Here is a 7,063-nt window from a genome sequence, read left to right as displayed (position 1 = left end):
GCCAGCTCACCGTTTTGCAGAACTGGCCTGAGTACGTCCACACCAGACCTATGACGAGAGCAAAGATAGGCAGGAAAGCGCGCTTCATCAACACGACGGTTACCCTGGGCTCAGGAAAGAGCAACATAGGAGACCCCCACTACTGGGTTGATGAGAACGGTTATGTCGAACTTAACGGTATTCTCCTTGGTCAGAAGGACTACTACATTGACCTCGGTGGCAGGATGTTCCTGCAGGGACAGGGGGCATCAGGTATAAACGCGAGCAAGTCTGTGATAATGGACGAGAGCAGGGTCATAACTCGGGGCGTCATAACTGCCGAGGCACCGAAGACGAAGGGCCATATAAGCTGCGACGCCCTCCTGATGAGCGACAAAGCAACCATGGAGACCTATCCTGGGCTGGTCAGCAAGGTTGATGATGCCGAGCTGAGCCACGAGGCTGCGATAGGAAAGATACGCGAAGAGGAGCTCTTCTACCTGATGAGCCGTGGACTCGACGAGGAGAAGGCGACCCAGCTGATAGTCAAGGGCTTCCTTGAGCCGATGCTGAGGGACATTCCGACGGAGTTCCTTGTGGAGATCAGGAAGATAATAGAGCTGGCCGTGAGTGGGGGCATGTGACTCCCAAAACTTTAAATTTTCTTTTCTCTAAACCCCTCGGTGTTTAATTATGAGAATACTGGGAGTGGTGCTTGTATTGCTCCTGTTATTAGCTACGATCGCCGACGCCGGATGCATCAAGGTGAGCTTTTCAAGGGAACCGGCCCCATTCTCGCTCAGGGTGAAGGAGGTTCCGAACCTTTCAGTCGTCCAGAACTGGAGCGCTTTCAACCTTAACGTCAGCGTGAGCGTTTTTCTCACAGGGACTAAGAAGGCCGTGAATTCTGGGAGTGCAATCATCTTAGTCCTCCTCAAGGCCTCAGACAATGTCGTCAACCTCACGCCGGCTTTCCCGCTCGGCGATGGCGTCTACCTAGTGCCATCGGATATGTTCTCACCCCCACTTGACTCCGGCTGGAGAATGCTCCCGCTCACGGCCACCCTCAGGAACGGCAGTTACGTCTCGGTTGAGGTCGAGTACAAGGGCAAACCGAAGATGAGCCTCGGTATGAACCTGAACTTTGAGGTTGAGAGGACTGAGAAGGGTTATCTCGTGAGGCTCATTGGTGCGGGAGTTCCAAGCGTTGAAGCCTTCGGGATGAGTTACCGCCTGGTTCCCCTCCCGGTGAACACAACGCTTTCCATCGTGGGCATTCCTCCCGAGAAGTATCTGGGCAACTGGACGTACATCCTTCCCCCTGTGAACACCAAAAAGGAGGACGGAACAGAGGTTAGGATAAACTACCCTATAGTCATGGTCTTCATCGAGAGCAGGGAAGGCAGAGCCTTCGTTGAGAAAGTTAACTTCCCCTACGATGCCATCCATGGCTGATCCTTTTCCCTTTTTCAACCAATAGAGATTTAAGGGCTTCTCCAAATCTTATCCGGTGGTGAAATGAGGTCGCTCTTCGTTCCCTTCGTCATAATCCTTCTATCACTTCCGGTTTACGCAGCCCCATCCGAGCTTTGGAGCTACTCTGACACGTGTGCGGTCTTTTCAATGGCTCTCAACAGTGATGGCTACATAGGCCTTGCCTTTGGTTACTACGCCGAACTGCTGAGCCCCGATGGCAAGCTTCTCCTCAAGGCTCCGACCAGAGGGATAGCCTACTCTACAGCTCTCTCGGGAAACAACCTTCTAATCATCGGCACGGAGGGGAGCTGGGTTCAGGCCTTCAATGATTCCAAGAGACCCATTTGGGAGTACAGGCTGAGGAGCCCTGTTGTTACGGTCTCGGTGAGCGACAACGGCTCCGTCGCCGTTGCGGGCGATGCCTCCGGTTATATCTACCTCTTCAGAGATGGGAAGCTCTCCTGGGAGAAGAAGGTCGGGAACTATACTTGGAGCACGGTCATCTCCAACGGCGTCATCTACGTTGGATCCGATTCGGGGATTCGGGCCTTTTCACTCGATGGGAAGTCCCTCTGGAGCAGTTTCCCTGGGGCTGCGGTGAGGAAGATTGTGGTTGCAGGTGACAGGGTTGTTGCCCTTGCTGTTCCGAAGTCCGAGGAGTGGAGCGAGCTCGTTGTTTTTACCTTCAATGGAAAGGAGCTTTGGAGGAAGCGCTTCAACGGCTACACCAGAACAGTTGACTCGGACGGTAGGGCTATAGCGGTAGCAGGGAGCTTCGGCAACGTTACGCTGTTTTCACTCAACGGGAAGCTAATCTATGAGGTTCCCCTCATAGGCTATGCCTATGACGTCGCTACTATGGACAACTACACGGTCGTCTCCTTCGCCAAGGAGGCCGAGCTGATAGGCCAGAACGGGAGCGTCGTATGGTTCCAGCGCTTCAATGGCACCGCCTATCATGTCGCCTTCTCGCCCAGGGGATACTTCTTGACCGAGTATGGCTCTCACGACGTCCAGAACTGCTACAGCGTAATAGTCGCCTGGTCTCTCGGAAACGTGAGCACGGAAACAGCAAGCACGGCAGAACCTCAAAAAGCCGGGACGAACCCATACATCTTGGCCGGCCTGCTGGCCGTTGTATTCATCTTGGGGGCCCTGCTATGGAGGAAGCGATAGTTGCTGAAAACCTCGTAAAGAGGTACGGGAACGTTGAGGCAGTAAGGGGTATATCCTTCCGCGTGAAGAGGGGGGAAGCCTACGCCCTCCTCGGCCCGAATGGTGCCGGGAAGACCACAACGGTTAGAATGCTGACGACCCTAACTTCCATAACCTCCGGTGAGGCCTACGTGAACGGTCACAACGTGAAGACGGAGAGGCTGGCTGTTAGGCGCTCCATAGGTCTCGTTCCGGACATATCGAACCTCTATGAGGAGCTTACCGTTGAGGAGAACCTGCGCTTCATGGCAAAGCTCTACGACGCCCCCAGGGAGAGGATTGCCGAGCTGATAAAGGACTTCAACCTTCCAGCCGGGATGAAGTTCGGAAAGCTGAGCTCGGGCTTTAAGAGGAGGGTCACGATTGCTGCTGCCCTGATACACGAGCCTGAAGTCCTCTTCCTCGACGAGCCTACGACGGCCTTGGACATAAACTCGGCGAAGGCGGTGAGGGGTCTCATCCGCCTTCTCAACAAGAGGGGCATGACAGTCTTCCTGACAACCCACAACATGCTTGAGGCAGAGACCATACCCCAGAGGATAGCCATAATTCGCGGGGGAAAGATAGTTGCCGAAGGCAGGCGCAACGAGCTGAAAAAGCTGGTTGGAAGGAGGATCTTGGTTCGCCTCTCCGTTGAGCCGATAACATCGAGCCTGTTGAAGAAGCTGGAACCCTACAAGCCCGCCTTTGAAGAGGGCGGCATCGTTCTCGAAGTTGATGAGCCGGATGAGTTCCTTAGGTTCATCTTTTCCCTCAGGTCGGAGCTCGGCTTCAGGATAGACCACATCTGCACCGAGTTGCCGAGCATAGAGGATGTCTTCGTCGAACTGACAGAGGGTGGCTGTCCCTGCGGGGGGTGTCCCCTGTGAAGATCCTTGCAATGGCCGAGAAGGAGCTCAGGGAATACGTCCTAAAGCCCGGTTCAATAAGCTGGGGGATAGTATTTCCCCTCGTCTTCACCCTGGCCTTTGCGATACGCTTTGGTGACGTCGACCACCTCGCCCCGGGCCTGCTCAGCATTTCGGTGCTCTTCGGCACTACCTCCTTTGTCTCTTCCTCGGTCATATTCGAGAGAAGGTTGAGGACGTTTGAGAGGCTCCTCGTGGCCCCGGTTGGCTACTTTGAAATTGTTCTCGCAAAGGTTCTTGTCGGTTCGCTCTTCGGCCTCTTCGTCGGCTTTACAAGCCTCCTCTTCTTGAGGCCCTTCACTGTCTACGGCGTCTGGAACCCCTGGCTACTCCTGCTGTTCCTCACACTCTCTGCCATGTGTTTCTCGGGCCTCGGCCTTTACATAGCCCTCATCGTTGAGAACCCGATAAACGCAATGACCTGGCTGAACCTGATCAGGCTCCCCATGATGTTCACGAGCGGGGCCATAGTTTCACTCCTCCTATTCCCGCACTGGTTTCTGGCAGTTGGCCTCGCAACCCCGATGACGTACTCGGTTGAGGGCCTGCGTTTCTCCATGCTGCATTACTACGACGTCGTCAATCCCCTATATTCCCTGCTGGTTCTTCTGATACTGACGCTACTCTTCCTGTACCTCTCGACGTCTAGGCTTGAGAACCTTTATTGATGCGGAGGAGTATAAAGAGAAGCACCATGAAGAGAGTTATGTACTCGCTCCAGCGGAAGGGGACGAGCCCTACGATGCCAAGAGTGTAAACAACCGCCAGCAGCACGACGATGAGCAGTAGAACCCTGTAAGCTGTTTTCCTCTCCATCGTGAGCACCTGGAAATAGAAAGGAGAAGGGCTTAAAAATCATCCCGTCGCGTTGGCGGTCGAGTTTGTCTGACATACCAAAGCCGGTGGTGTGAACTTGAAGGCCTCTGGATGGAGAAGCCTTGCCAGTTCTTCAACGGCCAAAACAACCCGTGGGCTGGGCCTCTGGAAGACGTTGGGGTCGCTGACGGTGTAGACCCTTCCATCCTTCGAGGCCTTTATCGTGGAAAGGGGGCCTGAGCAGAAGATGTCTGGGTTGACGTAGGCCGATGCTATAATAACAACATCGGGGTTCCTTGCCACTATCTCCTCCGCACTCACGGCCTTCCAGCCGGTTACGTCCTCAAAGGCGTTCCTTCCCCCGGCAAGTCTTATGAGGTCGTCGGCAAAGGTGTTCCTTCCTGCTATCCAGTAGCCGTTGTATGTGCTTACGAGGTACATCACCGTCGGTTTGGTAAGGTTTGAGACCGCGCTTTGGATGGAACTTATTCTGGCTTTCATCTCCGCCGTGACTAGTAAGGCCTGTTCTTCCCTGTTCAGAATCTTTCCAAGGAGCTCGACCTGGGTATAGATGCCTTTGATGCTCTTCGGGTTAAGTATAACGACCGGTGCTATTTTTTCGAGGTTTTCGAGGAATCCCTTCTTGTAGAGGACGGCGTTGTCTGCGAGGATTAAATCCGGCTTCAGGCTCGCTATTATTTCCAAGTTGGCGTAGGCCCCGTAACCGCCGACCTTGGTTATGTTCTTCACAGCCGGGGGCCAGTCGGCCCACTTGGTCACTCCGACGAGCTTATCACCCGCCCCGAGGTAGAAGACTGTCTCGGTTATGCTCGGTGCCAGGGAAACAACCCTCTTGGGCTCGGCCTTGATTGTTACCGTCCTGTTCATCATGTCCCTTACCGTCAGCGGGTACTTCGTTTTGAAGGCCTCTGGATGTAGGAGCTTTGCCATCGTCTCTATTCCCCTTACTATGCGGGGACTCGGATGAATGAGGTCGTTCTCGTTGGTGATGAGATAAACATGCCCTTCCCTGACGGCTTTTGTGCCCGCAAAGAGCTTATAGGCATCCTCAAGCCCGAGACCGCAGTGGGGAGTCAGCACTATAACGTCCGGATCCCTGGCGAGAACCTCCTCCCTGGTCACCTGGGGCCAGCCCTTGGTGTCGTTGAAGATGTTGATTCCCCCGGCAATGGATATCACGTCGTTTATGAAGGTGTCCCCACCGGCCGTTGTGAGGGGATCGTGCCAGACGACGTAGAAGACCTTCGGCCTCTTCCTTCCAGCGGTAGCCTCGCGGAGTGCATTAATCTCTGCTTTGAACTCTTCAATGACCTCCTTGGCCTTTTCCTCCTTGTTAAAGACCTTTCCGAGTAGTTCTATTGCCCTGGGTATATCGTTAATGCCCTTGGGGGCAACGATTACTACCGGTGCTATTTTTTCGAGGTTTTCGAGGAATCCCTTCTTGTAGAAAACTGCGTTGTCTGCGAGGATTAAATCCGGCTTCAGGCTCGCTATTATTTCCAAGTTGGCGTAGGCCCCGTAACCGCCGACGGACTTGATTTTCTTTACCTCCTTCGGCCAGTCCTCGTAACCGGTAACTCCAACGACCCTGCCGAGGAGGCCAAGGTAGTAGAGGTCCTCGGTTATGCTCGGTGCTAGGGAAACAACCCTTTCAGGCTCCGACTTAATGGTCACAGTCCTATTGGCGAAGTCCTTTACTTTTATAGGATAGTAGGCTTTTGAAGCCGTTTGTGAGGCTGTCTGAAGCTTTGGGGTGCTTCCCTCCGGGCTTGTCGTGGCGCTTGGGGTGTTCACGCCCGTCGAGCTTATACAGCCCGAGGCTATAACGGCCCCCACCAGGATTAACAGAAGCAGGAGTGCACTCGACTTCACTTCAACCACCTGGACGATTTGTCCAAGTGGGATTCGAGGAAGGGTATATAAAGTTGATGGATAATTTCTCCATCAGCCCTTGGTCCTGAATATGTCAACGCGGGTTATTATGCCGACTATTTTGCCCTCCTTATTCTGGACTAAAACGGCCGGATTATCCTCAAGGAGATATTTAACCACCTCAATGTCCTCATCCTCATTGACTATCGGGAAGGGCTCCTCCATGATCTCCATGACCTTCCTGCCGTAGATGTCATCGTATTCGAGGCTCTTCCTGACGAGGATTCTCTCCGTCACTGAGCCGACTACTTTGTTGCCCGAGATTACGGGGATCTGGGAGATGTTGTGGGTGTTCATAAGTCTTATCACTTTCTCCACGCTCTCGTATGGCTTAACGTATATGACAGGCGAGGACATCACGTCCTTTGCCCTGGGCCTTGCGTGCTTGCATTCGAGAAGTGCCTGAAGGATTCTGTTGAGGGTGGAGAGCCTCGGATCAACCTTCCCGGCCTCAAGCTTTGCTATGTAAGCCTGAGTTACTCCGGCCTTCTTTGCGAGCTCCTCTTGAGTTATGCCGAGCTCCTTTCGGATCCTTCGTATTTCCCTGGGGTCAATGGGCCGGGGGATTATCACCACAATAACCACCGGTTATTGGTCAGTTCCGTGTATTATAAGCTTTCCTCAGAAGTGCGTCGAAGTGTGGGCCGGGTACAGAGGCCCGCGTTCACCGCTCGCGCGGGTGGATGCTCCCGGCCCTGTGGGCTCGGCGTGAGCAC

Annotated in this window: 8 protein-coding genes; 5 read left to right on the top strand and 3 right to left on the bottom strand. The window is 54.0% G+C overall.

Annotation, left to right across the window (positions count from 1 at the left end; all coding sequences use genetic code 11):
* The 5 genes from MVD07_RS05275 to MVD07_RS05255 form a co-directional block, all read left to right on the top strand.
* Positions 1-623 (top strand): SufD family Fe-S cluster assembly protein (locus tag MVD07_RS05275; protein WP_297499402.1); only part of this gene is annotated, 623 nt, incomplete at its 5' end.
* Positions 624-672: 49 nt separating this feature from the next.
* Positions 673-1,434, top strand: coding sequence for a hypothetical protein (locus MVD07_RS05270; protein ID WP_297499400.1), 762 nt, complete (start codon positions 673-675; stop codon positions 1,432-1,434).
* 63 nt (positions 1,435-1,497) lie between these two features.
* The gene (locus MVD07_RS05265) at positions 1,498-2,631 is read left to right on the top strand and encodes a PQQ-binding-like beta-propeller repeat protein (protein WP_297499398.1); all 1,134 of its coding nucleotides are present in this window, start codon (positions 1,498-1,500) and stop codon (positions 2,629-2,631) included.
* Positions 2,616-3,539, top strand: a complete 924-nt coding sequence (locus MVD07_RS05260; RefSeq protein WP_297499396.1) for an ABC transporter ATP-binding protein — start codon at positions 2,616-2,618, stop codon at positions 3,537-3,539. The genes MVD07_RS05265 and MVD07_RS05260 overlap by 16 nt, the downstream gene beginning before the upstream one ends.
* Positions 3,536-4,246, top strand: coding sequence for an ABC transporter permease (locus MVD07_RS05255; RefSeq protein ID WP_297499394.1), 711 nt, complete (start codon positions 3,536-3,538; stop codon positions 4,244-4,246). The genes MVD07_RS05260 and MVD07_RS05255 overlap by 4 nt, the downstream gene beginning before the upstream one ends.
* Here the strand turns inward: MVD07_RS05255 and MVD07_RS05250 are convergent.
* The 3 genes from MVD07_RS05250 to MVD07_RS05240 all read right to left on the bottom strand — a co-directional run bounded on the left by MVD07_RS05250 (position 4,224) and on the right by MVD07_RS05240 (position 6,923).
* Positions 4,224-4,403: a hypothetical protein gene (locus MVD07_RS05250; RefSeq protein ID WP_297499406.1), complete on the bottom strand. Its 180-nt coding sequence runs from the start codon at positions 4,401-4,403 to the stop codon at positions 4,224-4,226. The two genes, MVD07_RS05255 and MVD07_RS05250, sit on opposite strands and share 23 nt — an antisense overlap.
* 30 nt (positions 4,404-4,433) lie before the next feature.
* Complete coding sequence (locus MVD07_RS05245; RefSeq protein ID WP_297499392.1) at positions 4,434-6,287, bottom strand: ABC transporter substrate-binding protein; 1,854 nt, start codon at positions 6,285-6,287, stop codon at positions 4,434-4,436.
* A gap of 72 nt (positions 6,288-6,359) precedes the next feature.
* Complete coding sequence (locus MVD07_RS05240; RefSeq protein WP_297499404.1) at positions 6,360-6,923, bottom strand: CBS domain-containing protein; 564 nt, start codon at positions 6,921-6,923, stop codon at positions 6,360-6,362.
* Between the last annotated feature and the right edge of the window lie 140 nt (positions 6,924-7,063).

This window comes from Thermococcus sp., assembly GCF_027008145.1.
Taxonomy (GTDB): domain Archaea; phylum Methanobacteriota_B; class Thermococci; order Thermococcales; family Thermococcaceae; genus Thermococcus.
Note: the sequence above shows the minus strand (reverse complement) of the source record. Positions and strands in the feature narration are given on the sequence as shown.